The organism is Mycobacterium scrofulaceum (assembly GCF_002086735.1).
GTDB lineage: Bacteria > Actinomycetota > Actinomycetes > Mycobacteriales > Mycobacteriaceae > Mycobacterium > Mycobacterium scrofulaceum.
Genome location: NZ_MVIJ01000030.1, coordinates 40,415 through 65,907 on the forward strand (window position 1 = coordinate 40,415; position 25,493 = coordinate 65,907).

Here is a 25,493-nt window from a genome sequence, read left to right on the forward strand (position 1 = left end):
TTAAGTCGCCGCCGCCGACCCGTACAGCGTGCGGATCCAGATGATCGCCAGGGCTTCGGTGACCGCCGCCGGGTCGCTGAACGGGGGGTGCCCGAACGATGCGAGCAAGTATCGCTCGTTCATCCACGTCAGCGCGCGGGCGACCTCGTAGGGCTCGGTGATGTCGCTCCGTCCGGCCTCGACGTCCGCTTCGATTCGGTGCGCCGTTGCGGTGAGAAGGCGGTCGGCCAGCCGGTCGTAGAGCGCGCCGATCTCCGGGTCGTGCCGGGCGGTATCGGAGATGGCTTGGATGAGGCGACCGTGTTCGACGAAAACCGTTGTCAGGCCGCCGAGGCTCGTGCGCAGCTCGGCCACGGGGTCCTCGGCCGGCGCCATCCAGTTGTCGGCGACGTGATCCAACTCGAGTCCGACGTCGTCGAGCATCGCCATCAACAGGTGTTGGCGGTCCTCGAAATGGCGGTAGAAGGCGGTGCGCGCGACGTCGGCGGCCGAGGTGATGTCGTCGAGCGAAATCTCCGCCCAGCGTTGCTCTTCGAGCAGGCCGTGCGCGGCGTCGAGCAGCCGACGGCGGGCATTGCGTCGATGCTCGCGCCGGCGCGCCTGCAGATCGCTTTGTCGAGTAGTCAGGAGCGGCAACCTTCTTGCGGTAAGGGGCGGGTCCGCCAGACCGACCGTGGTCGCAGACGCGCGGTGGGCGTGGCAGTTCCACCCGCGAGCATATCTGACGGCAATTTGAACTGCGTTATTGACATGCTGTCACACGTGTAGTTACGTTTGCTTCCGTACCGGTCCGGACGTATCGGTCAAGACCCGGAGAAGGTGTCGGAGAAGGGGCGTGTGCACCTCGCCATGACCACTGCGCGCCAGGTCGGCCAAAGCCCGCCGGGGCTCAATTTGCGGCGACTGGCCGCCGGAGGCGGCCGCTATCTCGCCGATGAGCAGGTTGCCGGCGAGCTGCACCTCGTGGTGGTCCGTTCCCGTGAACCGCACGCCCGCATCTCGGTCGTTACGAGCAAGGCGTGCGCCGCTCCCGGGGTGCACGCAGTCCTGGTCGGCTCCGACGTCCGTTCCGCGACCGACCCGATGGCGATGATGTGGACGACCCAGATCCAGGCCGACGCCCCCACGTGGTGTCTGGCCGGCGAACGGGTTCGCTATGTGGGCGAACCGATCGCAGCAGTCGTCGCCGACGACGCCTACCTCGCCGAGGACGCCGCCGAGCTCGTGGACGTCAGTTATGAACGGCTGCCGGCGGTGGTCGAGGCAGGCGCCGACAGCGCACCGCTGATCTATGACGACTGGCCGGACAACGTCTTCGGCCGGACACGGTTCGAGGCCGGCGACCCCGACGCCGCCCTGTCGACGGCGGCGCTGATCGTCGCCGGCCGCTACACCAGCAATCGGGTCGCCGGGCTCTCACTGGAGACGCGCGGGGTACGCGCCGCATGGGACATCATCGGCGATTCCGTCACCGTGTGGACCTCGACGCAGGCGCTGCATCAGGTGCGGACCTCGTTGAGCACCACGTTGCGGGTCCCCGAGAGCCGGGTGCGGGTGATCTGTCCCGATGTCGGCGGGGCGTTCGGCAACAAGACGTGCGCGTACATCGAGGAAACCCTGGTGGCCTTCGCCGCGCGCGTCGTGGGCCGTCCCGTCCGCTGGATCGAAAGCAGATCCGAGGCGTTCACCGCCACCGTTCACGGACGCGGAACGGCGGTCGACCTCGAGTTGGGGCTCAACGCTGACGGCACCATCACCGGACTGCGGGGCACAGTCGTCCTCGATTGCGGGGCAACGCCCTACATGGCCGGCGCCGGGTCCGGGGTGGTCACCGCGGCCATGCTGACCGGTCCGTACCGGGTCACCGACGCGCTGAGCGAGCTGGTCGCGGTGGTGACCAACAAAACGCCGATCGGGGCGTACCGCGGCTTCGGCATGCCGGAAGCCACCTTCGCCATCGAGCGTGCGCTGGACGAGGGAGCGCGACGCCTGGGCATCGATCCGATCGAGATCCGACGCCGCAACCTCTTGCGTCCCGAGGAATTGCCGTATTGGACCCCCGCGATGATGTGCCTGGACAGCGGGCGCTACGGCGAACTGCTCGACCTAGTCGCCGACCACGTCGACTGGCCGCGCGCCCGCCGCGAGGCCGCCGAAGCCCGCGCCAGGGGGCGACTGGCTGGCGTCGGCGTCGCCTGCTACGTCGAGGCTTCCAACTTCGGCCCGTCGGCGGCCGCGGCGATGATGGGGATCAACAACCCCGGCCACGACCGCGCGGTGGTCCGCATGGACGCGGCGGGCCTGGTGACCGTGTTGACCGGGCAGATCCCGATGGGCCAGGGGCTCGAGACCGTCCTTGCGCAGGTGGCCGCCGACGAGATCGGCGTTGCGCTGGAATCGGTTTCGGTCATCTACGGGGATACGCAGGCCTGTCCGTACACCGGCTATGCCAGCGGCGGCAGCCGCGGCGCCGGGGTGGCCGGCTCCGCCGTCATGATGGCCGCGCGGGGGCTGCGCGAACGGATGCGGGTCATTGCCGCCCACATCCTCGAGGCAGGCGATTCGGCGGGCATTCAGGACACGGACTCCGGCTTCGCCGACGCAGCCGGCGTCAGCGTCACCGTCGGCCAGGTCGTCGAAGCCGCCTGGCGTGCAATAGATCTTCCGCCCGATACCGAGCCCGGGCTCGAGTCGTCCTTTACCTACGATCCGCGGAACTTCGCCTTCACTTTCGGTGTGGTCGCGGTCGTGGTCGAAATCGATCGTGACACCGGCGCGGTGTCGGTGCGGCGGCTGGTCTTCGGGCACGACTGCGGCCCGCAGCTCAACCCCGCGCTGGTCGTCGGGCAGATCGAGGGCAGCACCGCACAGGGGATCGGCGCGGCGCTGTACGAGCAGTTGCCCTACACCGACGACGGCCAACCCGTGGTCCAATCGATGTGGGATTACTTTCCCCCGCTGCCGGCCAACGTGCCGCCGGTCGAACTCGTGCACCTCGAAACACCCTCTCCGTTCTCGCTCAACGGCGCCAAAGGGGCCGGGGAAAGCGGTGCCATTCCGCTGCCCGCGGCACTTGCCAACGCGATCCGCGATGCCATCGGGGCCGAACCCGCCCACATCGTCGACACCATTCCGATCACCGCCGACCGGCTGCTCGCCGCGTTGGATTCGATGACCTCCACCCCCGCGCCCCAGCCACAACCGTCTGCGCCCGTGCGTGTATGGGCGACAGGTGGCGGCAGCGGCTTCTGAGAGATTAAGTCAGGGCGGAGACGGTCTGGGATGTAAGGATTCCGGCGTCGGCCAACCGCGAGAAGAACGTCACCAGCCGCGGATTGTGCCGGGTAGCGATTTCCAGCAGTTGCCTGGCCTCGTCCGTCCGTCCCCGGCGCGCCTGCAGCACCGCTTGCCAGAACGTCGCTTCGGGATTGTCGCCCAGCGCCGTCGCCACCGCCGCCAGCGATGCGACCGCCGAGAGATAGACGCAATCGGGTTGCGGTGGGCCGAGAATCGGGCCGCTCGGGTCGAACACCACTTGCGACATCTCGTCGACCGCATCGTTGAGCTCGAGCAGCCGGTTCAGTTCCCCGACGGGGTCCTGATCGTCCTCCACGCGGAGATCGCGCACGATGCCATCCCAGGGCGCATCGGTCGGCGCTCCGTCGACGACCAGAACCGCGGCCGATTGCCGCCCGCGAATGTCACCACCCGCTTCATCGGCGGCGAGTAGGCCGGCCAGGAGGCGGTGGGCGAGATCACCGTCAGCGCCGTCGAAGCCACGCACCATCGCCTGCGGCACGCCGTCGTTGTCGAGCATGTTGCCCAACCCCACGACATGCTCGCCTCGCGCCACACCCGCGGCGCCGACACATCGAGTGCCGCTGTGAATTGCGAAGTCCCCCGCCGCATCCAGGAACGCGACCTGCCTGATCTCACGGTCGGCATCCGACCGCAGCAGTTGCCGCAGTGCGTCCGGCGCGCGGCTGCCGGCCCGCATCAAGGCCAGGCCGCGCGGCCCGTAGCCGCGGAGCGCGAACGCCTGTGTGGCGACTACACCGACACCGGCCTCGGCCCAGGTCACCACGGAGCCGACGCCCAGGTAGTGCGACTGCGATGCAACGCCCAGATGGCCCGTGCGCGGATCGCGGGCAAGCAGCGAGAAGGTCAAGAGAAATCGGTCTCCTCGCAGAGCTGTGTGAGATGCCGCTTGTACTCGGCCGTTTGGGTGAGCGGCATCAACTTGCCGAGTTTGGCCACGTCACCGGCAAGCTTGATGCGCCCCTCCATGAACGCCGTCGTCGGGGGCAGTTCCCCCCGCAGGATTGCGACGGAGTCGCCGAACGACGCCGTCATGGTGCCATCGGCGGCGGGGTCGTCACCCAGCTGCTGTTCCACGGCCCGGCCGTCGCGGACGTCGGCGTAGTAGCGGATTTCGCCGCCGCCGGGCGCGTTGGTGAGACGGTATTGCACCCGGGCCGTCGCGCCGGGGCGTACCGCGAACGTCTGCTGGAGCGCGGTCTGCCGGGACAACCATTCCTGAGATGCGTATTTCATCGTCTCGCCTTCGTCGTTGGTTTCGTGTTGTTGCCGTCGATTACCGCAAGCCTGTCGGCCACCAGTTCCTCGGCCGCGGCGATGATCGGCGCGTAGCCGGTGCAGCGGCACAGCGACGAGCTGAGGTGTTTGCGTATCTGGGTGGACGTCGGGCGCCCGCCGGCGTCGACCTCGGCAAGCAGTTCCTCGATCAGCACCACGAAGCCGGGTGTGCAGAAGCCGCACTGCAACGCGTGATGCCGCACCAGGCAGTCCTGCACCTTCGAGGCACGCCCGGGCGGGCTGAGCCCTTCGATCGTGACGACGTCAGTGTCGTCGGCCTGCACGGCCAGCGTCAGACACGCACGCGCGGAGCGCGATTCGAGGAGCACGTTGCACGCGCCGCACAACCCCTCGCCGCAGCCGATGTGCGTACCGGTGAGGCCGAGCCGTTCCCGCAGGAAGTCGACGAGCGTCATTCGTGCGGGCACGCAGGCGCGCACCGCCCGGCCGTTCACCCGGACTTCGATGGCCACATCGTCGGTCATGCCAGATCCTCCCGCAGGCGACGCAGCAGGCGAGCGACGATTCGGATCGCCAGCCGTCGACGATGGTCGGCGCATGCCCTTGTGTCGCCGAGGAATTCGAGTTCTGCGGCCAGCGTGCGACTCGCGTGCTCGATGCCGGGGTCATCGAGCGCCCCCGCCAGCGGCGCGGTAATGCCCGACGGGGCACGCATCGGCTTCTGACCCTCGCCGCCCACGCCGATGCGCACATCGGTGGCGCCTTCGGCGCTGAGGCGAGCGCTGACCGCGGCGCTCAACAGCGGGGTGTCGCCTGCACCGCGGATCGTCACCTTTTCGAAATGTCCCACGGTGCCCGCTTGCGGGCGGTCGTACCGTACGGCGTGCAGCAACTCGTCGTCATCGAGCGCGGTGCGGCGCGGAGCCAGGAAGAAATCGTCTGCGGCGATTCGCCGCAGGCCGCGTGTCGAGGCCGCGGTCACCTCGCCGCCGAGGAGCACCAGGCACACGCCGAGCTCTGCGGCGGGGTTGGCGTTGGCCAGGCTGCCGCAGATCGTCCCGCGATTGCGGGTGGTGACCTTGCCGACCCCGGGCAAGGCCTGCGTTAGCACACCGAACCCCCGCAGCTCGGGATGGAGCTCTGCCGTTCGCTGCGTGACCGCGGCGCCTATCCGCACACCGTCTGGCGTGGCGGACAATTCGTGGAGTTCGGCGATCCTGCAGATGTCGACGAGGCGGCGCGGGCGGTCCAGCCGGCGGACCAGGCGCGGCATCAGGCTCTGTCCCCCGGCCAGCACCCGGGTTCCGTCGGGGTCGCGAGCCAGTTCGGCGCAGGCTTCGGTCACGGTGGACGCGGCCACGTAGTCGAACGCTGCCGGGCGCATCACGAGCCTCGCGCTGCCGGGGATTCGCAGGACGACTCGGCCTCATCGATGTGTGCGACGAGCAGCGCCGCAATTCGTCGCGGGTCCTCGAGGTGGGCCATGTGCCCCAGCCCCGCCAGCACCGTGCAGTCGGTGCGCAGGGCGGTGGCCAGCGCCGCACCCAGGGCGGGCGGACAGGTCCGGTCGTGCTCGCCGGCCAGCACCCGGGCCGGCGACGCGGCCCGCGCGGCGGCCGCCGAGACGTCGGCAGACAGCGCCGCGCGCAGGATCCGCTCGATCACCGCCTCGTCGCGAAACGCGGCCAACCGCACCGAGTGCCGCAACATCTCTTCGTCGGCATCCGGCCCGAAGCTCGCCGCAGCGGCCTGCTCGAAAAACGACTCCGCGCCCAGCCGGCGCAACTCGGTGACGGCGGCTTCGGCATCGGCGCCGGCGGCCACGCTGAGTGCCCCACCGACGAGTGTCAGCGACGCAACGCGATCGGGCTCGGTTGCGGCCAGCGTGACGCAGACGCCCGCGCCGAACGAGGCTCCGACCAGGTGAGCGCGCGTGATGCCCAGTGCGCGCATCACAGCGCTGACATCGGCGGCGTAGTCGGCGGCTTCGTACCGACCGCCCGGCGCCGAATCGCCATGGCCGCGAAGGTCGACGGCGAGTAGCCCGCGACCCGCCACCAGGCGGGCCACCGGCGACCACTGCTCGGCGGCTCCGTTGATGCCGTGCACGAACACCACCGGTGGCCGGGGCGAGTCGGATTCGGCCACCAGGCAGCTGATGCGCCCCGCCGGACCCGGCACGAAGCGTCGCCGCACCGCCTAACCCCGATCGCGTGGGCGCGCCGGCGTCATCGTCCGCCCATCTGGTCGGGCACATGCGCCGAGAAGTGCGTGTGGACGAGCCGCCATTCGCCACCGCGGCGCCGCCAGATCTCGGTGCTGCGCATGCCGCCGTCGTAGGCGCCCAGTTCACCGAAATCCGCTTGATAGCGGCTCAGGTACGTAACCCATGCGACGTCGCCCTCGACCTCGACGCGTTCATCGCGCAGATCCGCGCTCACCGCCTGCCCACTCATGTTGGACGACAGGGTGTCCCACAACCGGGCGATGTGGTCCTGTCCGATGTAGGCAGAGCCGTTGAGGTTGTACCAGACGAGCTCATCGGGGTTGGCGCTCGCGCGCCGTCTCAGATAGCGCGAATCCAGCGGGCTGTTGGCGTCGACGAATTCCCGGTGCAGCCGCATGATTTCGGCGGCATCACCCTCGAGCACAGTGGCGCTCTGCGTCATCTGCGTTTCGTCCTCTCACGGTTCGGCATTCAGGATTTGGCGGCCATCGTGGGCCGGTTTTCGGCCAGCAGCCCGACCAGGTCGGGGACCTGGCCGGGCGGCATGAACGGGGCTATGGCGACCTCGTCGACGCCGGTCTGGGCGTACGCCGCCAACGATTCGCCGACGCCATCGGGCGGGCAGACCATGGCCACGGCGTCGATCACGTCCGGGGTGAACACCTCCAACGCCGCGGCCGGGTCACCGGAGGCGACCGCCGCGACCAGGACGCCCGGCGGGATCGCACCAGCCGCAAGGTATTCCGTGGTAGCCGCGTCGAATGTCGACAGCAACGAGGCCACCTGCGTCCGCGCACCGTCGATGTCCTCGGTGATGAAGGCGGGAACCACGACAGAGATCCGGAAACTTTCCCGCGACCGGCCGGCCGCGGCCAGCGTCTCCTCGACCCGCCGCACGGTTTCGCTCAGGTAGGCGCGCGACGAACCGGCGCTCAGGCACACACCGTCGGCGTATCGCGCCGCCGTCTCCACCATTTTCGGGCGCACCGCCATGATGTCCAACGCCGGTGGCGCCGCCAGCGGGTTCAGCTGGTACCGCTCAAAGCCGAATCCCGGGTAGCCCCCCGTCAACTCGACGCCGGCGAGGGCGGAGCTCAGCGCGCGGTGCAGTGCGACGGTCGAGGCGATCGGCCTGTCGATCGAGCGGCCCAGCTTGGCGACCATGTCCGGCACGCCGGTGCCGATCGCGGCGCGCACGCGGCCGGGGGCGATCTCGGCCAGCGACGCGAGTTCCATCGCCGTGACGCCGGGGTGGCGACCCGCGGGATTGATGCCCATCAGCGCGAGCTCCAGCCGCTCGGTTTCCCGCAGATAGACCGTCGCGGGCACAACCGCGTCGTGAGCGCAGATGTGTTCGGCGTACCAGATGCCGTCCAGTCCGCACTCTTCTGCGGCGAGGACCGCCGGCAGGTCGGCGAAGATCGAGCCGAATCCGGTGAACGACAGACTCAATCGCACGAGGCTCAAACCCCAATCTATGGTGCGGGACGCGGTCGCGCGGACGCGTGCATCCGCGTTGGTGCCCATCACGTAACTACAACTGTGACACTGTGTCAAGAACGATGTTTCACTTGGTGTGCCGACATGTGCGAGACTCGAATTCGTGACCACCCGTCAGACGGACCTGCAAGCGCGTCGCCGCGAGCACCGCCGCAACGCACGTCGCCGCATCCTCGACGCCGCGCACGCCCTGCTCGAACAAAAGGCATGGGCGGAAATCTCGCTCGACGACATCACGTCTGCCGCAGACGTTGCCCGCACGGCCTTTTACCGCCACTTCGACGATCGGCAGAACCTGCTGATGGCGATGCTCGGCGACGTCGGCCTCGAATTGGACCACGTGGCCGACAACTGGTTGGCGAAGTCGGACGATCCGGTCGCCGAGCTGCGCCGCAGCCTGGAGGCGCTCACCGCCCTCTGGGTCGAGCACGGACGGCTTATCGAGGCGATCTCCGACACCGCCCGACACGATCCCGAGATCGCCGCGCTCTACCAGGAGCTCGCCGATCGTCTCGCCGAGCAGACCGCGTGCCGCATTACGTCGGATCTGGCCGCGGGACGCAGCCACATCACCGAGCCTGCGGAAGTGGCGCGGGCGCTGACGTGGATGAACGAGCGCTATCTCATAGCGGCGTTCGGTCGGCGGCCGATCACCGACCCGGCCACCGCCGCGGCGGCGCTGCAGACCGTCTGGATCAACACGTTGTACGGGCCGTGCCCGAGGGATCACACGTGACGACGCGACTACTGGTTCGGGGCGGCCACGTCTTCGACCCGATCGGCGGGACGGCGGGGCCCGCGGACGTCGCCGTCGAGGGCACCCGGGTTGTCGGCGTCGGCGCGGGACTGGACGGCGACACCGCGATCGACGCCACCGGTCAACTGGTGGTTCCCGGCTTCATCGACTGCCATGTGCACGTCATGCTCGACGACGTCGACACGTTGCGCCTGCTGCAAACGCCATTGTCGCTGCGGTTCTTTCAGGCCGCGCGCAACCTGCGGCTGACGTTGCGCGCCGGCGTGACGACAATCCGGGACGCCGCCGGCGCCGACCTGGGTGTCAAGCAGGCACTCGCCGCCGGGCTCGTCGAGGGTCCCGACATGCGGATCGCCATCGGAATGCTCAGCCAAACCGGCGGCCACGGTGACGAATGGCTTCCCACCGGCGAGTGTGTGCACGCGTTGTGGCCCACCTATCCCGGCCGGCCGTCGACCGTCGTCGACGGCGTTGACGCGATGCGCCGCGCGGTCCGCGAACTCGTGCGCGCTGGAGCCGATGTCATCAAGGTCGCGACCACCGGCGGCGTGATCAGTCCACGAAGTGATCCGCGGCGCGCGCAGCTGGCCGAGGACGAACTCGCGGTCATGATGGCGGAGGCACGCGCCGCGCACCTGCCGGTGATGGCGCACGCCCAGGGTGCGCAGGGCGTCAAGAACGCGGTCCGGGCCGGAGTGCGCTCCATCGAACACGGTGTCTACCTCGACGACGAGGCCATAGACATGATGGTCAAGAGTGGAACGTGGCTAGTGCCAACGCTATCCGCTCCCCGCGCGATCCTGCAGCAAGGGGGCATCGCCGAGTCGACGCGGGACAAGGCCGCTGCGGCCCTCGAAGCGCACGAAGCGTCCGTGCGGCTCGCCCACTCCGCGGGTGTCCGCATTGCGATGGGTACCGATGCCGGCATCTCCCGCCACGGCGATAACCTCCGCGAATTGGAACTGATGAACCGGGTGGGAATCTCGGCCGTCGACGCGCTGCGTGCCGCGTCGACGTCGGCGGCCGAACTGCTCGGCGCGGAAGCGGAGATCGGCGAGCTGGCCCCGGGCAAGCGGGCCGACATGGTGCTCCTGGAAGGTCCGGAGATTGCGGTGCAGCGGCTGCCCGAACGCGTACGCATGGTCATTCATCGCGGCAAAGTGGTCGGGTGAGCGTCTCAGCAGACCGTTCACCGCCGGCCCGCTGCGAGGCAGGAATAAGACAACTCGTCCTTCCAGCCCGCCGTAGCTGAGCATTCTGTTCGAACAATCCGGCCCATTCTCGCCTATCCGTCTGCAGCCCCCTAGCGTGGCTACCCATCCATCGATATGAAAGGCATGGCCATGGACCCCGGTGACGCATTTCGGTGGGATGGCGAACTCACGCTCACCCGCCATGACCCCGAGACCGGCGCGACATTCGTCATCCGGGTCGATTCGATCCGGCACGGCCGCGCCGCGGGTGGGACGCGCGCAGCCCACTACCCGTCGCTCACCGACGCGCTGGCTGACGCGGCCCGGCTCGCCGACGCCATGACATTGAAGATGGCGGTGAGCAACCTACCCATGGGCGGCGGGAAATCCGTCATCGCCCTGCCGGTCCCACGCAAGGACATCGACACGCGGGCCTGGGACCGCATCCTGCGCCTGCACGCCGAAAACATCGACAGGCTCAACGGCATCTACTGGACGGGCCCGGACGTCAACACAAACTCCGCGGACATGGACATCGTCGGCGACACAACGGGCTTCGTGTTTGGCCGCTCGGTCGGCAGAGGCGGCGCCGGGTCGAGCGCGGTCAACACGGCAGTCGGAGTCTTTGAGGCGATGAAGGCGACCGCGCGGTTCGGCGGGATGGGCGGCATCGAGGGCCTGACCGTCCTCATCCAAGGTCTCGGCGCGGTCGGCGGTCACCTCGCAACAATGGCGGCCGAGGCCGGCGCGCGCCTACTGGTCGCGGACGTCGACAGCGACCGGATCGCCTGGGCGCAGAGGTTCGGTTGCAACCCGGTCCCAATCCAGCAGGTGACCACCACGCCATGTGACATCTTCGCGCCCTGTGCGATGGGTGCCGTCGTCGACCGCGCTGTCGCGCGGCGACTCAGCGCCTCCGCGGTCGTGGGGGCCGCCAACAACATCCTGGCGGATGCCGAAGCGGGGTCGGTGCTACGTGATCGCGAAATCCTGTACGCCCCCGACTTCGTCTCCAATGCCGGCGGCGCATTGCATCTCGTCGGCCGGGAGGTGCTCGGGTGGGATGACGAGACGGTAGCGAGTTACACCGAAGCCATCGGTCAGACCCTGACGCTCGTCTACCAGATCAGCGCCGCCGACGGTGTTCCCACCGATGTGGCCGCGCGAACGCTCGCGCGCAAACGCGCCGACGCACCCGAACCCCTTGCGCGCTGAGCACGAGTCACAGCCATTCCCAGCACAGGTCGCTCCACTCCTCGAAGATCAGCCACGTGCGACTCGAACGGATTCCGGCCAGACTGTGGATCCGGTCGAGCACGACGTTGCGAAGAGTGTGGTTGTCGGGTGCACGCACCACGACCAACACATCGAAGTCTCCGCCGATCAAAGTGAACCGCTCGACGTAGCGCAGCGTTTTCAACTGCTCGGACAGCCCGCGCCAGGAATCCTGCAGAATCGTCAGGGCGATCAAAGCGGATGTGGCAAACCCGGCCCTCTCCATGTTGATTCGCGCGGTGAAGCCTTCGATGACACCCGCCTTCTCTAGCCGTTCGACCCGTGCGTAGACGTGGGTACGCGAGACGTGTGCGCGCTGCGCCAAAGCCAACATCGACAACCGGCCGTCCTTGACTAGCTCCTTGATCAACCTGCGGTCGACGTCGTCTAGTTGAATGGGTGTGACCGCGTCATCCATTTGTTCACCGCCCGCTTCCGTTCGACCATCTTCACTGGACAATCTGTCGCTCTCAGTGGGCACTGACAGCAATACGTATCGAGTATCGCTCATCTAGTTGTCATCCGGTCCACGCCTACCGAAGATCGTAAGACGAACACGCGACATCGGAGGCTACCGTGACAGTGGTCGGATCGGCTGACACATCGCTGTACCAGAAGTTCCTTCCCGCCGATACGGCCGTGCAGTTCCTCGACCCGGCCGGCCAGCCGGTCGCGAGCAGCGCCCGATATGCCCGACCGGACCCTCAGCGGTTGCTGACGATGTACCGGAACATGGTGCTGGGACGCCGCTTTGACGAGCAGGCGGTCGCATTGACGAAGCAAGGCCGGCTTGCGGTCTACCCGTCTTCTCGCGGGCAGGAGGCCTGCCAGATCGCGGCGGCGATGTGCCTGCACGCGGAGGACTGGCTGTTTCCGACGTACCGCGATTCGATGGCCCTGACGGCTCGGGGCATCGACCCGGTCGAGATCCTCGGGATGCTCGCCGGCGACTGGCACTGCTGCTTCGACGCCAAACATCACCACACCGCTCCGCAGTGCACACCGTTGGCCACTCAACTCCTGCACGCGGCAGGCTTGGCGCACGCCCTGTCGCGCACGGCGACCAGCGCGGCGGTGTTGGCCCTGTGCGGTGACGGGGCCACCAGCGAGGGCGATTTCCACGAAGCCCTGAACTTCGCCGCCGTGTTCAGGGCGCCGGTGATCTTCCTGGTGCAAAACAATGGCTTTGCCATCAGCGTTCCGCTGGCCCGCCAGTCTGTGGCTCCGTCGTTGGCGCACAAGGGGGTTGGCTACGGCATCGGCAGTGAGCAGGTCGACGGCAATGATCCCGTCGCCATGCTTGCCGTGCTGGACGCGGCGCGCGACTACGTGCTGGCGGGAAACGGACCGGTCATCGTCGAGGCGCACACGTATCGGATATCCGGCCACACCAACGCCGACGACCCGGGCCGGTACCGCACCGAGGGCGAGGTGGCGGCGTGGACGGCCCGCGACCCCCTACGGCGACTGGAAACCTTCCTGCGCGCCCAGGGATTGGTGGACGACGCCTACGCCGCCGCATTGACCGCCGAGGCGGACGGCTTTGCCACCACGATCCGAGACGGCATGAATCGTGACCGGCCCCCCGAGATCGACGATTTGTTCCGGTACGTGTACGCCGAGCCGACCACCCAACTGCAAGAACAACAAAACCACGCCCGTATCGAATTCACCCCCGATCTCGACGAGGACGATCAATGACACCGACCACGATGGCGCAGGCTTTGAACGCCGCCTTACGCGATGCGCTCGACGACGACGATTCCGTGGTGGTGTTCGGAGAGGACGTCGGCGCACTCGGGGGCGTCTTCCGCGTCACCGACGGCCTGGCCGAGGCGTTCGGGGCCGACCGGTGTTTCGACACTCCACTGGCGGAGTCCGGAATCATCGGATTCGCGGTCGGGATGGCGATGGGGGGTTTTCGGCCGGTGGTCGAGATGCAGTTCGACGCCTTCGCCTACCCGGCCTTCGAGCAGGTCGTGTCGCACGTCGCCAAGCTGCGGAACCGGACTCGCGGCGTCCTGTCGGCGCCGCTGGTGATCCGCGTGCCCTACGCCGGTGGTATTGGCGGAGTCGAGCACCACTGCGATTCGAGCGAGGCCTATTACGCCCACACGCCGGGGCTCAAAGTCGTCACGCCGGCGACGGTCGCCGATGCCTATGGGCTGTTGCGCGAGGCCATTGACGATCCCGATCCGGTCGTGTTCCTCGAGCCGAAGCGGCTCTACTTCTCCAGGGACGACGTCGAGCTGCGCCGAGGCGCGAAGATCGGGCAGGCCCACGTGCTCCGAGCGGGCACGGATATCACGTTGATTGCCTTCGGGCCATCGGTGGAGCCGGCCCTGCACGCCGCGAGGGCAGCCGCCGAGGACGGGCGGGACGTCGAACTCGTCGACTTGCGATCGATCGTGCCGTTCGACGACGCGACGGTGACGGCCTCGGTCCGCAAGACGGGTCGCTGCGTAGTGGTACAGGAGGCGCCGGGGTTCGCCGGCGTGGCTGCCGAAATCGCCGCGCGCATCCAGGAGCGCTGCTTTCACCACTTGGCGGCACCGGTGCTGCGGGTATGCGGCTACGACATCCCTTACCCCGCACCGAAATTGGAACGCTGGTATCTGCCCACCTGCGACCGCATTCTCGACGCCGTCGATCGGCTGCAGTGGGATGACCATCCCGACACCCGCTGGGCGGTCGGCGCGTGACCGATCAGACCTTCATGCTGCCCGACCTCGGTGAGGGGCTTACCGAAGCGGTGATCACGCGGTGGCTGGTCGACGTCGGCGACAGCGTCGGCATCGACCAACCGGTCATGGAGGTGGAGACCGCCAAGGCCTGCGTTGACGTGCCGATCCCGTTCGCCGGCACGGTCGTCGAACTGCACGGGGCGGTGGGCGTCGCCGTGGCAGTCGGGTCACCGTTGATCACCGTGCGCACCAGTGGCTTCCCCGACCCTCCCGAAAGCGGCGACACGTTCGGCCACCACCGGGACGAAGAGCGCGCCGGTTCGGGCAATGTACTCATCGGTTACGGAACCAGCGCTCACGACGCTTCACCTCGCCGGCGCCGACGAGCTGCGGTGACGGTGCGGGGTTCTGCGGCGAAGGTCATCTCGCCGGTTGTCCGAACGCTTGCGCGCGACAACGGTATCGCCCTGGAGCAGCTTTCCGGCAGCGGCGCCGGCGGCGTCATCACCCGCGCCGACCTCGAGCGGGCGATCGCGGCTAGGGAACCTGGGGCCGACGAGGACGATCCCCGCATTCCCGTCACCGGGGTCCGGAAGTTCATCGCGGACAAGCTGAGCGCCAGTCGCCGCGAAATCCCTGACGCCACTGTGTGGGTCGACGCCGACGCGACCGGGTTGTTGGACGCGAGAGGACTGCTGAGCGCGACGGCCCCCGTCAGCCTCCTCGCATTGCTGGCCCGGCTCACCGTCGCCGCGCTGCGCCAGTTTCCCGAGTTGAACGCGTCCTTCGACGCCGAACGCCAGCAGATTGTGCGGCACCGCCACATTCATCTCGGGATTGCGGTGCAGTCGTCGCGCGGGTTGGTGGTTCCCGTCATCCCGCACGCCGACGCGCTCGACACCGTGGCGCTGTCGAACAACCTCGCCGAAGTCATTTCTCTGGCCCGCGACGGCAAGCTGCCGCCCGCACGGCTGGCAGGCGGCACCGTGACGTTGAACAACTACGGTGTCTTCGGTGTCGACGGGTCGGCGGCGATCATCAACGCTCCTGAGGCGGCCATCCTCGGCGTCGGCCGCATCATCGACCGGCCGTGGGTCCTCGGCGGTGAGCTGGCCGTGCGGAAGGTGACCCAGCTGTCGCTGACCTTCGACCACCGGGTCTGCGACGGCGGCTCGGCCGGCGGCTTCCTGCGGCTGTTCGCCGACTACGTGCAGAACCCCGTCACGGCGTTGGCCCTGCTGTGACGGCGGTTCAGCACAGCGACGTGCTGATTCTCGGTGGCGGCCCCGCAGGGTACGCGTGCGCGCTGCGGGCCGGCCAGCGTGGATTGTCGGCGGTACTGATCGAGGCCGACGAACTCGGCGGCACCTGCCTGCACCGCGGCTGCATACCGACCAAGGCGCTCCTGCATGCCGCCGAGGTCGCCGACATATCGCGCGCTGCAGGCACTTTCGGCATTAGGGCACGCTTCGACGGTGTCGACATGGCCGCCGTGCATGCCTACAAGGAGTCGGTGGTCACGCGGCTGTACACGGGCCTGGCGGGACTGGTCGCGAGCCGGAACGTCACCGTCGTGCGCGGCGCCGGCCGCTACCTGGGCCGGCGGGCCGTAGACGTCGAGGGCACCGTCTACACCGGGGGCGCGGTGGTCCTGGCAACGGGCTCGTCGCCGCGACGGATTCCCGGCATCTCGATCGGCGGTCGCATCGTCACCAGCGATGAGGCGCTCGCACTGCCCTACGTCCCGGAAACCGCGATTGTTCTGGGGGGTGGAGTCATCGGGGTGGAATTCGCCAGCTTGTGGACGTCGCTGGGGTCGTCGGTGACGATCCTGGAATCGCTGCCCCGCCTGTTACCGGGGGAGGACCCCTGGACGTCGGCAACGCTGGAGCGCGCGCTGCGCCGTCGTGGCATCACCGTCAACACCGGAATCACGGTCACCGAGGCGAGTCAAACCAAGGACACCGTGACCGTGACGCCCGACCGTGGCGAAGCGTTGAACGCGGACGTCGTGCTGGTCGCCGTGGGTCGTGAGCCGCGCTCGCGGGCGCTGGCCGACGCGGGCATCACCGTCGATCGAGGCTTCGTCTGCGTGGACGAGCGCCTGGCCACCAACCATGAGGGCGTGTACGCCGTCGGCGACCTCGTCGCCGGCCCGCAACTCGCGCACCGGGGCTTCGCGCACGGCATTTTCGTCGCCGAAGTGATCGCTCAGCGTGACCCTGTGCCGGTCGTCGAGCAGTTCATTCCGCGAATCACGTACTCCCAGCCCGAGGTGGCCTCCGTGGGGCTGACCGAGCCCGCGGCGCGCGAACGGTACGGCGACGTCACCACGACGGTGTACGACCTCGGCGGCAACGGCAAGAGTCAGATCTTGCGCTCCTCGGGCGGCGTCAAGGTGATCCGCCGGGGCCCGGCCCATGGTGACGGCCCCGTAGTCGGAATCCATTGCGTAGGTGAGCGAATCAGCGAGTTCATCGGCGAAGCGCAGGTGATCGTCGGCTGGGAGGCGCTACCCGCCGAGGTTGGCCCCTTTCTGCATGCCCATCCGACGCAAAGCGAAGCGCTCGGTGAGGCGATGTTTGCGCTGTCGGGCTCACCACTGCACGGTCATTCCTGAGACCACCACCCCACCGACGTCTCAACGAGTCACTTCCCGAGCCGGCGCACTTCACTAGAGCTCGCAACGCCACGCCGATTGGCACACGGCGGGGCCACCGCCTACCGGCATCGCGGAAGGCCTGCCCCGCTTACTGCGCGCAGGCACCACATTCTCAGCCAAGCGTTGGCAGCCAGCGTCGCCGCGGTGGGGCCGGCTCGGCGGCGGCAGCGGCAGCGAGCATGTCGGCGACGTCGGTGAATTTGTTCCGCGGCCGCCCGTCGCTGCTCCCGCGGGCGACCTCGGCGGCGTCGATGGCCCGCCATCCGCGGGCGTCCACGGCGTCGGGCTGCCGGGCCTGCACCAGCCTGGCCAGCGCCTCCGGCCTCGAAACCGGATCGCTCAGCCTGCCGGCGTTGAAGTCCGCCACCAGAGCCTGAACCGTTTGCAGGGAGCAGGATTTGTTCGTGCCGATGAACCCGCTCGGTCCTCGCTTGATCCAGCCCGCGACATACGCGCCGGACACCGGTTCCCCCGAGTCGGGATCGACCACCCGGCCACCGTCGTTGGGAACGACGGCGGTCGACTCGTCGAACGGCAGGTCGCGAATCGGCTTGCCGCGGTAGCCAATCGAGGTCAGCACCAGGCCGGTGTCCAGTCGGAGCAGCTCGTCGTCGCCGGTGACGGCGAATTCCACGCCGGTGGCGCGTTGCTCACCCAGCACGCGCTCGGGGGTGAGCTGATAGGCCAACCTGACCCGCGGACGCCCATCTCCCGGCGCCGAATCGTCACCGAGCGCGGCCAGGATTTCCAGCTTGCGCCTGGTCAGGCCGTCGGTCGCGCTGGCGAGGTCGGCCGCCACCAGTTCGTGGTCGGCCGCGCTCAGCACGACATCCGACGAGCCGGTCAGCCCGATGAGTTCGGGCAGGGTGAAGGCCGACTGCGCGGGGCCACGCCGCGCGGCGACCACCACTTCGCGGACCGCGGAAGCGCGAAACGCCGCCAGCGCGCGATCGGAGATGTCGGTACGGGCCAGGTCATCGGGATTCGCCGCGAGCACCCGGGCCACGTCGAGGGCGACGTTGCCGTTGCCGACGATCACCACCCGATCGTGGCTGAGATCGACTGGCAGGTCGGCGAAGTCGGGATGGCCGTTGATCCACGCCACGAATTCGGTGGCGGTTCCGGTGCCCGGCAGACCCATGCCCTGAATCTGCAGGCGACGGTCGTCGGGGGCGCCGACTGCGTACAGCACGGCGTGGTGGTGGGCCAGCAGGTCGGCGTGGCTCAGGTCCCTGCCGACCTCGACGTTGAGATAGAACCGGAAGTGCCGATGACCGGCGACCCGGTCGAACAGCCGGGTGACCCGTTTGGTGTTCTGGTGATCGGGCGCGACGCCGGCGCGCACCAATCCGTAGGGGGTCGGCAGCTTTTCGAAGACGTTGACCCGCACGCCGTGCTGGGTGAGCAGTTCGTCGGCCGCGTACATGGCCGCCGGCCCGGACCCGACGATGGCCACGGTCAGCGGCTGGCGGCGGGCGCGCACCTGGGCGGCCGGAATCACCGGGGCAAGCTTCGACGTCGGGGGCACTTTCTCGCCCTCGGGCCGCTCCGGGTAGAAGGACGCGTTGATCTCGACGAACGGCAACTGCTTGATGTCCAGCCGCGTGTCCGGCGCAATCGCGCCGACGGGGCAGGCGCTCACGCACGCTCCGCAGTCCACGCACGCCACCGGGTCGATGTAGAGCATCTCCGAGGTGGCGTAGCCGGGCTGGTCGGGCGTGGGGTGAATGCAGTTCACCGGGCACGCGAAAACGCAGGACCCGTCGTTACAGCACGACTGGGTAATAACGTGCGGCATAGACGAATACCCGTGCGGACCTAGGCGGCCGGTACCGCGGCCAGGTGCTGGCGTTGCGGCTCGCTGCGGTAGCGCGAGGGCTTGCCGTCGATCTTGCAGAGCCGCCACATGAGTCGCGCGGAGCGCGTCTCCATCAGCCCGGTGTCGTGGGCCAGCATCCGGACGTCGCCGAACATGTCGCTGAGCCACTTTCGCGATTCCGGCGACCGGAAGAAGAGCTCCTTGCGCACTTCGCGCGGAATGTCGAACTCCTGCCAGAATGCCTTGGGCGGCACCACGATTGCCCGGCACAGGAGCTTCATGGTCAGCGGCAGGTACAGGGCCGTCCAGAAGCGCTGCCGCTTGGTCAGCTGCGGCACCCGCCTGCGCAGGAACTCGTGGGCAAAGGAAATGTGACGCGCCTCCTCGGCCACGTGGATGGCCATCACCCGCTCCATGATCGGGTGCAGCGACTTCCCTTCGCGGAGAACGTTTTTCTGGGTGTGGTCGATCGGCTCCTCGCCCGCCAGCACCCCGATGAAGAACGCCACCGGCAAGGGGCCGGCCACCAGCGGGACCAGCGGCGAGAGCCACTTGAGCAGTCGCGGCATGCCCGGCACGTCGGCGCCGACCCGGTTGACCATCTCCTGGAACATCATGGTGTGGTTGCACTCTTCGACCGACTCGTGCAAGCAATAGCGGTATTCCGGGGATCCGTTCGGCACCCAGAACGTGTAGTTCATCAGGCCGCGGATCAGGATGGATTCGAAGTGCAGCCCGACCTTGGCGACGTTGGCCTGGCGCCACATGCCGATCTTGATCTTGCGCTCGTCGGACTGCGCGAGATACCACGGGTGGCGGCCCAACGGATCGGTCGTCGGCAGAATCCACCGCGGATCGTTCTGGGTCACCGCGAATTCCGGGGAGTCCCAGTCGATGTCGGTGTACGGGTTGAAGTTTCGCCGCACCGACCCCTCGGACAGTGTGGCAAGCGTGTTGACGTACTCGGTGTCGTCGCGCACTTCCATGTTGCGGCGCCAACGCCGAACCATCCGTGTCCTGGCCATGATCCAAGCCTCCCCAGCGAGGTTTACATTTGGACGTGCTATGTCCAGACAGTACCGCAGGTACCGCATATCTTTCTAGACCCCCCGCGGCACTGTGAACTGACCAGTGGTCAGGGTTTTGGTGTGCCCTGTCTCACAACCGGCGAAACATCGCGCACCGCGCGTCCTGGCGTTTTGCCCGCGTCGGGGGCGTCGCGCAACGGACCGCCGCGTCGCCGGTCAGCCCGGCTCACTACCCTGATGAGCATGGCTGACCAGCTCGAGGTTCCCGCTGACATCAAACCCCGCGACGGCCGCTTCGGATGCGGTCCTTCCAAGGTCCGGCCCGAACAGTTGCAGGCGCTGACGACCACCGCCGCCCCCCTGTTCGGCACGTCACACCGCCAGGCACCGGTGAAGAACCTGGTGGGCCGGGTCCGGTCGGGGCTGGCCGAGCTGTTCTCGGTGCCGGACGGGTACGAGGTCGTCCTCGGCAACGGTGGCGCGACCGCGTTCTGGGACGCCGCGGCGTTCGGGTTGATCGACAAGCGGTCGCTGCACCTGTCGTTCGGCGAATTCAGCTCCAAGTTCGCCTCGGCCGTCGCCAACAACCCGTTCGTCGGCGACCCCATCGTCGTCAAGGCCGACGCCGGCAGCGCCCCCGAGCCGAAGGGCGATCCGTCGGTGGACGTGGTCGCCTGGGCCCACAACGAGACGTCGACCGGGGTGGCGGTGCCCATTCGCCGGCCAGCCGACGCCGGCGACGCCCTGGTCCTCATCGACGCCACCTCGGGCGCGGGCGGGCTGCCGGTCGAGATCACCGAGACCGACGCCTACTACTTCTCGCCGCAGAAGAATTTCGCAAGCGACGGCGGCCTGTGGCTTGCCGTCATGAGCCCGGCCGCGCTGGCGCGCGTCGAGTCCGTCGCCGCGTCGGGCCGCTGGGTTCCCGACTTCCTGTCGCTGCCCATCGCGGTGGACAACAGCCTGAAGAACCAGACGTACAACACCCCCGCGATCGGCACCCTGGCGCTGATGGCCGAGCAGGTCGACTGGATGCTGGGCAACGGCGGACTTCAGTGGGCCGTCAAGCGCACGGCGGACTCGTCGCGGCGGTTGTACTCCTGGGCGGAGGAACGGCCGTACACCACGCCGTTCGTCGCCGACCCCGCCCTGCGGTCCCAGGTGGTCGGCACGATCGACTTCGTCGACGACGTCGACGCGGCGGCCGTTGCGAAGGTTCTGCGGGCGAACGGCATCGTCGACGTCGAGCCGTACCGCAAACTCGGCCGCAACCAGTTGCGCGTCGGGATGTTCCCGGCGATCGACCCGGATGACGTCAGCGCCCTGACGCAATGCGTCGACTGGGTGGTCGAGCGGCTTTAGCGCCTCGCAATCAGCACGTAACCGCTCAGCGTGTCAGCACCGGTGACGGGCGTTAGCTGCACTAGAGTGCGCACGAGACGGGTCCGTCGACCTGGACGGAGCCTGCGAGGAGAAGCCATGCGGGAACTCAAAATGGTTGGGGTCGACTCCGACGGCAAACACATCATCTGCGAGGCCGGCGATCCCGCCGAACCGTTCAAGCTCGTGGTCGACGATCAGCTGAAGGCTGCGGTGCGCGGTGAGATGGCACCGCTGGAGCAACCTCAGCTCGACATCCAGGTCACCAACATGCTGAGCCCGAAGGAAATCCAGGCCAAGATCCGGGCCGGCGCGTCCGTCGAGCAGGTGGCCGCGGCGTCGGGCTCCGACATCTCGCGGATCCGCCGGTTCGCCCATCCGGTGCTGCTGGAACGGGCCCGCGCCGCCGAGTTGGCAACAGCCGCGCACCCGGTGCTCGCCGACGGTCCCGCGGTGCTCACCCTGCTGGAAACCGTGAGTGCCGCCCTGGTGACGCGGGGCCTGGAACCGGACAGGCTCAGCTGGGACGCCTGGCGCAACGAGGACAGCCGCTGGACCGTGCAACTGGCGTGGAAGGCCGGCCGCTCCGACAACATCGCGCACTTCTGCTTCGCCCCCGGCGCGCACGGCGGGACGGTCACGGCCATCGACGACGCCGCCAAGGAGTTGATCGACCCGAACTTCGACCGTCCGCTGCGACCGCTGGCGCGGGTAGCCCACGTCGACTTCGAGGAGCCGGTGAAGCCCACCGCCGCCACCGCGCCGCCGCAGGAGCAGCCCGCCCCGCAAGAGCAGCCCGTGCACACCCGACGGGGCAAGCCGGTCATCCCGGCCTGGGAGGATGTGCTGCTCGGGGTGCGCTCGGGCGGGCAGCGCTAGGGAATAGCCTCTACCGCCCCATCGTCAGCGCGAGCAACGCCAGCCACGCTCCCGCGACGCCGATTCCCGCACCGAGCACGAACCAACGCAGCACCGGCTTGTGCCGCCAACCCCAGAGCGTGGGCGCCAGCCCGCCGGCCGCGACGACGTTGAGGGCGACCGCCAGCAGCGGATGCACCCGGATCAAACCCAAGGTGAGCACCACGATGCCGGCCCCCGTTACCGCGGCGACGAACCCGGCGACCGTCAAACCCGTTGCCCAGGGCGCGGAATCGTCGGTCACGGGCCGAGCCTAGCCCGTTCGTAGAAAGCCAGAGCGGCCGCGGTGGCGACGTTGAGGGAGTCCGTCCCGCCCGACATCGGGATGCGCACGCGCACGTCGCTCAAGCGCAGGGTCGCCGGCGTCAGCCCCGGCCCCTCGGCGCCCACGACCACCGCGACAGGTTCGTCGCGCGCGGCCGCCATGACTTCGGGCAGGACGCAAGCGGTGCTGTCCGGGGTCATGGCCAGCACCCGAAACCCTTTCTGTTTCAACATCTTCAGCTCGGCGGGCCAGTCCGCCGCGCGGGCGTAAGGGACGAGCAACGCGTGACCCATCGAGACGCGGACAGCGCGACGGTACAGCGGGTCGGCGCAGCCACTGCCGAACACCACCGCGTCCACGCCCAGCCCGGCAGCGTTGCGAAAGATCGAGCCGAGGTTCTCGTGATCGTTGACGCCTTCGAGCACCGCGACGGTCCGGGCGCCCTCGACCAGCCCGGCCACCGTGGGTTCCGGCACCCGGCGGGCGGCCGCCAGCACGCCACGGTTGAGGTGAAAGCCCACCGCCTGCGCCATGACCTCGGCGGAGGTCCGGTAGAACGGGACGGCACGACCCGCCAGGTCTCCCGCCAGCTCGGCGAGCCGGCGTTCGGTCCCCAGCAAGGCGTGCGGGGTGAACCGCGAGGCGAGCATGCGCTGGACGACCAGTACGCCTTCGGCGATCACCAGGCCTTTGCCGGACGGCAGATCGGGGCGACGATCGACGCTGTTCAGGTCGCGGAAGTCGTCGAGGCGGGGGTCGTCGGGATCGTCGACGTCCTGGACGTTCAGGCCATCGATTCCGTCGCTCACGGGCCTTCGTCGACCAGGGCCAACATCAGGTCGGCGGCGTTGCGCAGTGTGTCACGCTGCTCGCTGTCCAGTGTCGCCAGCCGCTTGGCCAGCCACTCCTGACGGGCACGTCGGGCCGCCTTGACCAGCTCGGCGCCGGACTGGGAGACCGACACCAGAACCTGTCGGCCGTCGACGGGATGCGGGGCGCGGTCCACCAGGCCCATGTCGGCCAGCGAGGCGATCACGCGGGTCATCGACGGCGGCCGGACCCGTTCGCGAATCGCCAGCGCGCCCGGCGTCATCGGACCCTCGTTGGCCAGCGTCGCCAGCGCCGACAGCTGGGACAGCGACACCGGAGACGACGGGTTTCGGAACCGGAGTTGACGGGCCAGCCGCATGACCGCCAGCGACAGGTCGCTCGCCAGCCGCGCATCGCTGTCAGGCATGGCGCGAGGTTACACGGAACCCCACGAAATCGGGACACGAACCGGTGAACGGCGGGCTCCGAACGGCATCGCCGCGCCGGCCGGGCGGCGACGAACCGGTTGGGCGGGCGTGTAACCCGCAGTGCCCAGGCCTTTTCGGAGGTCTGGCGCCGCGACTGGGCGGTACGACGGCCCGCACCGGCGCGGGCTATGTTAATCGCGATGTCTGTCGAACCCGGCCAGAACCGTGAGGCCCCGCCGCTACCGCCCGCGCTGCTCAACGCGTGGCCCTTCATCGCGGTGGGTGCGCTCGGCTGGCTGGCCGCGGTGGCCGCCGCATTTTTGGTGCCCGCCCTGCAGAGTTGGCGTCCGGTGACGCTGGCCGGGATCGGAGTGGGCGTGCTGGGGACGGGCATCTTCGTGTTACAACTCGCGGCGGCCCGCCGCGGCGCACGCGGCGCGCAAGCCGGGCTCGAGAACTACTTCGACCACGACTGAGATTGGGACCCGGAGGACCGATGGCAGCCCCGCTACTGCAAGCGCAAATCGATATCGACGCACCGGTTTCCGCGGTATGGGCGTTGATATCCGATCTCCGGCGGATGCCGGAGTGGAGCCCGCAATGTCGATGGATGAAGACCTTTGGCCCACTGCGGCAGGGCACGCGCACCCTCAACATCAATCGCCGCAACCGGATGTTCTGGCCGACGACGTGCACCATCGTCGAGGTCGTCCCGGAGACCAAGCTCGCGTTCCGCGTCGACACCAACAACACCATCTGGAGCTACGAGCTCGAGCCCAGCGACCAGGGGACCCGGTTGATCGAGAGTCGTCACGCCGAGAACGGTGTGACCGCGTTCTCGAATCTGTCGGTGAATGCGCTGTTCGGCGGGACCACCAACTTCGAACGCGAATTGGTCGAGGGCATGAACGCCTCGCTGGCCAGGATCAAGGCCGCCGCAGAGCGGGGCTAGTCGGAGCGGGGCTCCTCCGCCCGCAGCGCCTCGGCCTGAGACTCCTCCGGCTGGGGCTCCTCGGCCTGAGACTCCTCCGGCTGGGGCTCCTCGGGCTGGGTCGCCTCGGGTCGGTCCTGCTCGGGCTCCGCCACCTCGGGCTCGGTTTCGGCCGACAGGTCCGGCCGCGCGCCCTCGGCCGCGGATTCCGGCGTCTCGGCCGGCTCGGGCGGCGCCTCGACGACGTCGAGCACGCCGTCGTCGAACGGCTCGTACATGGGCGACCCGGTGCCCGCCGGCGCCGGGGTGTCCGAATGCGCGCCGCAGCCGTACTGCCTGTCGACGACCTGCCCGTCGGCGGACAGTTCGTTGCCGCACACACCGAACATCGCGCCGAGCGCTCCCGCCAACGGCAGGAAGAAACCGCAATCGCGGCACACCCGTTTGGTGGAACGGGCCATCGCCGAGTCGGGGCCGTGATCGCCGGTGCGCCAGCGTTCGGCCGCCGCCGCACGGCCCCAGGCGCTCATCACCCAGCGCCGGCCCAGCCCGATTTCGGCGGCCATTTCGTCGACCTGGTCGTCACCGCTGGCGACGTAGCCGGGAACCAAACGCGGATCGTCGGCGGCGGGGGCCAGCAGGTCCCCCGGGCTCAGGTCGCCCGGCCGCACCCGCTGATCCCACGGAACCCACGGCGGCGCCAGCAACGCCGTCGGCCCCGGGATCAGCACCACCTCGCTGACGGTGGCGTGGTCGGCACCGGGGTGCGCAGCCACGACGACCGCCCACTGCCAGCCCTGGTAACCGGGCAGATGCGCCAGGAACCGGTGGGTGGCGGCGGCCGGATCCTCGTAGCTGACACCCAGGTAATCGCCGACCGAGTCCGCACCGCTGAACTCCACGACGGCGGCCCTGGCCTGGTCCGCCGCACCCGTAAGCACGGCCGCCAACCCCTCCGGCCACTCGGCCACGGTCGCCACGGCGGATTCCTCGATGGGCCCCGTCACGCTGTCCCCTTCCTGCATTGCGGTTCCAATACTAGGTTGGCGAGCCACGCCC

General features: G+C 68.7%; 26 protein-coding genes and 1 pseudogene. 12 read left to right on the forward strand and 15 right to left on the reverse strand.

Annotated elements, in window-relative coordinates; translation table 11 throughout:
• A complete protein-coding gene (locus BST44_RS18800) occupies positions 1–636 on the reverse strand; it encodes a TetR/AcrR family transcriptional regulator (RefSeq protein ID WP_158086665.1) in 636 nt (211 codons plus the stop codon).
• Between the two features lie 213 nt (positions 637–849).
• Here BST44_RS18800 and BST44_RS18805 point away from each other — a divergent pair, with 213 nt between their 5' ends.
• A complete protein-coding gene (locus BST44_RS18805) occupies positions 850–3,252 on the forward strand; it encodes a xanthine dehydrogenase family protein molybdopterin-binding subunit (protein ID WP_083178647.1) in 2,403 nt (800 codons plus the stop codon).
• A 4-nt stretch (positions 3,253–3,256) separates the two neighbouring features.
• Here BST44_RS18805 and BST44_RS18810 read toward each other — a convergent pair whose 3' ends face one another.
• Genes BST44_RS18810 through BST44_RS18840 form a run of 7 tightly spaced genes read right to left on the reverse strand, consistent with a single transcriptional unit; the run spans position 3,257 to position 8,311 of the window.
• A complete protein-coding gene (locus BST44_RS18810) occupies positions 3,257–4,168 on the reverse strand; it encodes a DUF1028 domain-containing protein (protein WP_158086666.1) in 912 nt (303 codons plus the stop codon).
• A complete protein-coding gene (locus BST44_RS18815) occupies positions 4,165–4,554 on the reverse strand; it encodes an SCP2 sterol-binding domain-containing protein (RefSeq protein WP_083178612.1) in 390 nt (129 codons plus the stop codon). Before BST44_RS18815 ends, BST44_RS18810 begins: the two co-directional genes overlap by 4 nt.
• Positions 4,551–5,081, reverse strand: a complete 531-nt coding sequence (locus BST44_RS18820; protein WP_083178613.1) for a (2Fe-2S)-binding protein — start codon at positions 5,079–5,081, stop codon at positions 4,551–4,553. Before BST44_RS18820 ends, BST44_RS18815 begins: the two co-directional genes overlap by 4 nt.
• Positions 5,078–5,941, reverse strand: coding sequence for an FAD binding domain-containing protein (locus BST44_RS18825; RefSeq protein ID WP_083178614.1), 864 nt, complete (start codon positions 5,939–5,941; stop codon positions 5,078–5,080). The genes BST44_RS18820 and BST44_RS18825 overlap by 4 nt, the downstream gene beginning before the upstream one ends.
• Entirely contained in the window at positions 5,941–6,753 is an 813-nt protein-coding gene (locus BST44_RS18830; RefSeq protein ID WP_083178615.1) for an alpha/beta fold hydrolase, read from the reverse strand. The genes BST44_RS18825 and BST44_RS18830 overlap by 1 nt, the downstream gene beginning before the upstream one ends.
• A gap of 32 nt (positions 6,754–6,785) precedes the next feature.
• Positions 6,786–7,226, reverse strand: a complete 441-nt coding sequence (locus BST44_RS18835) for a nuclear transport factor 2 family protein (RefSeq protein WP_083178616.1) — start codon at positions 7,224–7,226, stop codon at positions 6,786–6,788.
• 29 nt (positions 7,227–7,255) lie between these two features.
• The gene (locus BST44_RS18840) at positions 7,256–8,311 is read right to left on the reverse strand and encodes an LLM class flavin-dependent oxidoreductase (protein WP_083178617.1); all 1,056 of its coding nucleotides are present in this window, start codon (positions 8,309–8,311) and stop codon (positions 7,256–7,258) included.
• A 76-nt stretch (positions 8,312–8,387) separates the two neighbouring features.
• On the opposite strand from BST44_RS18840, the gene BST44_RS30685 reads away from it, so the two are divergent.
• The 3 genes from BST44_RS30685 (at position 8,388) to BST44_RS18850 (ending at position 11,449) form a co-directional block, all read left to right on the forward strand.
• Positions 8,388–9,020, forward strand: a complete 633-nt coding sequence (locus tag BST44_RS30685; RefSeq protein ID WP_208619835.1) for a TetR/AcrR family transcriptional regulator — start codon at positions 8,388–8,390, stop codon at positions 9,018–9,020.
• The gene (locus tag BST44_RS18845; protein WP_208619836.1) at positions 9,017–10,213 is read left to right on the forward strand and encodes a metal-dependent hydrolase family protein; all 1,197 of its coding nucleotides are present in this window, start codon (positions 9,017–9,019) and stop codon (positions 10,211–10,213) included. The genes BST44_RS30685 and BST44_RS18845 overlap by 4 nt, the downstream gene beginning before the upstream one ends.
• A 171-nt stretch (positions 10,214–10,384) precedes the next feature.
• Complete coding sequence (locus BST44_RS18850) at positions 10,385–11,449, forward strand: Glu/Leu/Phe/Val dehydrogenase family protein (RefSeq protein ID WP_083178649.1); 1,065 nt, start codon at positions 10,385–10,387, stop codon at positions 11,447–11,449.
• A gap of 7 nt (positions 11,450–11,456) precedes the next feature.
• On the opposite strand, the gene BST44_RS18855 is transcribed toward BST44_RS18850, so the two are convergent.
• Positions 11,457–11,927 carry an Lrp/AsnC family transcriptional regulator gene (locus BST44_RS18855; protein WP_083178618.1) on the reverse strand — a complete coding sequence of 157 codons (471 nt, stop codon included), beginning with the start codon at positions 11,925–11,927 and terminating at the stop codon, positions 11,457–11,459.
• Positions 11,928–12,085: 158 nt separating this feature from the next.
• Between BST44_RS18855 and BST44_RS18860 the strand changes: the two genes are divergently transcribed.
• From BST44_RS18860 to lpdA, 4 genes are read left to right on the forward strand one after another with little or no spacing between them, the layout of a single operon-like run.
• Positions 12,086–13,210 carry a thiamine pyrophosphate-dependent enzyme gene (locus tag BST44_RS18860; RefSeq protein WP_083178619.1) on the forward strand — a complete coding sequence of 375 codons (1,125 nt, stop codon included), beginning with the start codon at positions 12,086–12,088 and terminating at the stop codon, positions 13,208–13,210.
• Positions 13,207–14,211 carry an alpha-ketoacid dehydrogenase subunit beta gene (locus BST44_RS18865; protein ID WP_083178620.1) on the forward strand — a complete coding sequence of 335 codons (1,005 nt, stop codon included), beginning with the start codon at positions 13,207–13,209 and terminating at the stop codon, positions 14,209–14,211. Before BST44_RS18860 ends, BST44_RS18865 begins: the two co-directional genes overlap by 4 nt.
• Positions 14,208–15,437 (forward strand): dihydrolipoamide acetyltransferase family protein, encoded by a 1,230-nt coding sequence (locus tag BST44_RS18870; protein WP_083178621.1) that lies wholly within the window; start codon positions 14,208–14,210, stop codon positions 15,435–15,437. The genes BST44_RS18865 and BST44_RS18870 overlap by 4 nt, the downstream gene beginning before the upstream one ends.
• The gene (gene lpdA, locus BST44_RS18875) at positions 15,434–16,813 is read left to right on the forward strand and encodes a dihydrolipoyl dehydrogenase (RefSeq protein WP_083178622.1); all 1,380 of its coding nucleotides are present in this window, start codon (positions 15,434–15,436) and stop codon (positions 16,811–16,813) included. The genes BST44_RS18870 and lpdA overlap by 4 nt, the downstream gene beginning before the upstream one ends.
• Positions 16,814–16,967: 154 nt before the next feature.
• On the opposite strand, the gene BST44_RS18880 is transcribed toward lpdA, so the two are convergent.
• Entirely contained in the window at positions 16,968–18,653 is a 1,686-nt protein-coding gene (locus tag BST44_RS18880; protein ID WP_083178623.1) for an FAD-dependent oxidoreductase, read from the reverse strand.
• A gap of 20 nt (positions 18,654–18,673) precedes the next feature.
• Complete coding sequence (locus BST44_RS18885; protein ID WP_083178624.1) at positions 18,674–19,699, reverse strand: AurF N-oxygenase family protein; 1,026 nt, start codon at positions 19,697–19,699, stop codon at positions 18,674–18,676.
• Between the two features lie 246 nt (positions 19,700–19,945).
• On the opposite strand from BST44_RS18885, the gene serC reads away from it, so the two are divergent.
• Positions 19,946–21,064 carry a phosphoserine transaminase gene (gene serC / locus BST44_RS18890; RefSeq protein ID WP_142274568.1) on the forward strand — a complete coding sequence of 373 codons (1,119 nt, stop codon included), beginning with the start codon at positions 19,946–19,948 and terminating at the stop codon, positions 21,062–21,064.
• 117 nt (positions 21,065–21,181) lie between these two features.
• Entirely contained in the window at positions 21,182–21,961 is a 780-nt protein-coding gene (gene sepH / locus BST44_RS18895) for a septation protein SepH (RefSeq protein ID WP_083178626.1), read from the forward strand.
• Between the two features lie 10 nt (positions 21,962–21,971).
• Here the strand turns inward: sepH and BST44_RS18900 are convergent, their stop codons facing one another.
• From BST44_RS18900 to BST44_RS18910, 3 genes are read right to left on the reverse strand one after another with little or no spacing between them, the layout of a single operon-like run.
• Entirely contained in the window at positions 21,972–22,244 is a 273-nt protein-coding gene (locus BST44_RS18900) for a DUF2537 domain-containing protein (RefSeq protein WP_083178627.1), read from the reverse strand.
• Positions 22,241–23,074, reverse strand: coding sequence for a TrmH family RNA methyltransferase (locus tag BST44_RS18905; protein ID WP_083178628.1), 834 nt, complete (start codon positions 23,072–23,074; stop codon positions 22,241–22,243). Before BST44_RS18905 ends, BST44_RS18900 begins: the two co-directional genes overlap by 4 nt.
• Positions 23,071–23,502 carry an Rv0880 family HTH-type transcriptional regulator gene (locus BST44_RS18910; protein ID WP_083178629.1) on the reverse strand — a complete coding sequence of 144 codons (432 nt, stop codon included), beginning with the start codon at positions 23,500–23,502 and terminating at the stop codon, positions 23,071–23,073. The genes BST44_RS18905 and BST44_RS18910 overlap by 4 nt, the downstream gene beginning before the upstream one ends.
• Before the next feature lie 201 nt (positions 23,503–23,703).
• On the opposite strand from BST44_RS18910, the gene BST44_RS18915 reads away from it, so the two are divergent.
• Together BST44_RS18915 and BST44_RS18920 are read left to right on the forward strand one after the other, a co-directional pair.
• Positions 23,704–23,979: a DUF2530 domain-containing protein gene (locus BST44_RS18915; RefSeq protein WP_083178630.1), complete on the forward strand. Its 276-nt coding sequence runs from the start codon at positions 23,704–23,706 to the stop codon at positions 23,977–23,979.
• A 20-nt stretch (positions 23,980–23,999) separates the two neighbouring features.
• On the forward strand, positions 24,000–24,455 hold the full coding sequence (locus BST44_RS18920; protein ID WP_083178631.1) for an SRPBCC family protein: 456 nt from the start codon (positions 24,000–24,002) through the stop codon (positions 24,453–24,455).
• Positions 24,456–24,658: 203 nt separating this feature from the next.
• Here the strand turns inward: BST44_RS18920 and BST44_RS18925 are convergent.
• Positions 24,659–25,441 (reverse strand): annotated as a pseudogene (locus BST44_RS18925) (DUF3027 domain-containing protein); the annotation flags it as partial.
• Positions 25,442–25,493 lie beyond the last annotated feature (52 nt).